The following is a 2191-nucleotide window of genomic DNA, read 5'->3' on the forward strand; positions in this document are numbered from 1 at the left end:
CATTTATGATTTTTAACCATCTCATCGTTTTCTGTTGATTTATAATCCACCATATAAACGGTTGTTTTTTCTACATCATCAATTTGAGCTTCTGCACCTTTCATACCAGGCATATGGTCAGCTTCTAATTTAACTGTATCACCTTTCTTGCATATGGTCAGCTTCTAATTTAACTGTATCACCTTTCTTGAATCCAATTTCAGGGGCATCTGCAACTTCCTCATTAACGACCCATTTGTGATTATTAACTTTTTCATCACCATTTGTAGGTGTGTAACTCACGACATAAGCATACGTTTTATAAGCACCTTTCACAGTACCTTTGGCATTTTTCATACCAGGCATATGATCAGCTGTAATTGTTATTTTATCGTCCTTTTTATATTTACTGTCATCTGTACTTTTCATATTATCTGGGGCTTTACTTTCACTCTTATGATTCATATGTTTTTCTTGTTTTTGATCTTTAGAATTTTCTTCTTCTTCGTTACCAGTTGAACAAGCTGATAATACTAATCCTGAAGCTACTATAATTGAGCTCAATTTTTTCATCATATTGAATTCTCCTTATAAATTATTTTGTTACTTTTATTTGTCCCATCATTCCATTATCTTCATGCTCAAGTATGTGACAATGGAACATGTATGTCCCAGTATTTTTAAAAACCACTTCTATTTTGGCTTTTTGTCCAGGTTCCAGAGATATAACGTCTTTTTTGCCTCTCATATCTTCTGAAGGTTTCTTCCCATCCACTGATAAAACTTTAAATTGCGTTCCGTGGATATGGAACGGGTGCTTCATACCACCCATTTTATCTTTGACGTTTTCAATTTCCCAAGTTTCTTTACGGTTTACCTTTTGTGTGAAATCTATTCTGTTAGGATCGAATTTTTTGCCATTAATAGTAACATTATCGTCCATACCTTCTAATTTGATTTTTTTATCTACTTTTGGAGTAGTGTCTTTGTTAGTACTTTTTTCTTTGTTAATAATTGGTAAAATTACTGTTTCATCATTATCAACAAGATTGACTTTTTCTTCTTTCATTTTAGATAAATCTATTACTATTTCTTTTCTTGCAGAACGAAAGAAACTAAATTCTTTTAACTTTTTAGTCTTTTCTAAATGGCCGCCTTCTGAAGCAATATATTCAAAACTTTGATTATTACTTAGCTTAAGATTTAAATCCCGAGCATTGGAGCCATTTAAAAGTCTCAAACGTATTTTTCCTTCTTTTGTTGTTAATTTAGGATCTACTTTCCCATTCACAAGGACTGTATCACCTTGAGTACCATCTTCATCTTTCGTTTTTGTATAATTTAATTTTTTAGATACAAATGTTTTATCTTGGATTATTATAGGCAAATCATTTTTCCCATAATTGCTAGGATAATTATTCTTTTTGTCATCCTCTATATATAATAACCCTGATAAACCATTATAAACTTGTTTAGCTGTATTTGGGGAGGGGTGGGGATGATACCATAATGTAGCAGCCTCTTGTTTAACCTCAAATTTTATTGTTTTTTCTTTTCCTGGTTTTATAACTTGAGAAGGGCCTCCATCCACTTTTCCATCTATTTCTAACCCATGCCAATGAAATGTTGTATTTTCATCTAAGTTGTTGACTAACTTAATTTTAACCTTATCTCCTTTTTTTAATTTTAAAGTTGGCCCAAGTAAATTTCCATTGTATCCTAAAGTGTTAGAGAAATTACCTTTGTAAAATTCTGTCTTTCCTTTCTGCGCTTTTAATGTATAACTTTTATAACCATTGTTATCTTTTTTAGGATCTAAAACTTTGGGAAATGTTATTTCATTTTTTCCTTGTGAAGAATTCAAATTTTTTCTTTCGTCATGACTTTTCATATCCATCATATCATTTCGCTTTTGATCATTTTCTTTCATGTCCATCATGTTGTGCTTACCTTCTGCAAAAGTATCATTAGGAACCATAAACATTATAGAAAATAACGTAATTAAAATTGTGAACATTTTTTTATACATTATATTTACCTCTTTTATTTTAATTTTAATGTAAATGCATTAATTGCTACGATGATCGTACTTAAAGACATAAGTATTGCACCCACAGCAGGTGATAATATTAAACCAATAGAAGCTAATATACCAGCTGCAAGAGGAACTGCAATCACGTTATATCCTGCGCCCCACCATAAATTTTGAACC

The 2191-nt window shown here is 31.2% G+C and carries 1 protein-coding gene and 1 pseudogene; both read right to left on the reverse strand.

Annotation, left to right across the window (positions count from 1 at the left end; all coding sequences use genetic code 11):
• A pseudogene (locus KA878_RS13650) lies at positions 1 to 555 on the reverse strand (YdhK family protein); the annotation flags it as partial.
• 19 nt (positions 556 to 574) lie between these two features.
• Complete coding sequence (gene mco / locus KA878_RS13655; protein ID WP_210142216.1) at positions 575 to 2008, reverse strand: multi-copper oxidase Mco; 1434 nt, start codon at positions 2006 to 2008, stop codon at positions 575 to 577.
• Positions 2009 to 2191: the final 183 nt, after the last annotated feature.

This window comes from Staphylococcus sp. GDY8P57P (assembly GCF_017892585.1).
Classification (GTDB): domain Bacteria; phylum Bacillota; class Bacilli; order Staphylococcales; family Staphylococcaceae; genus Staphylococcus; species Staphylococcus borealis.

Coding starts and splice junctions, on each gene's coding strand:
- mco (WP_210142216.1), bottom strand. CDS start 2,008: ATGTATAAAAAAATGTTCACAATTTTAATTACGTTATTTTCTATAATG.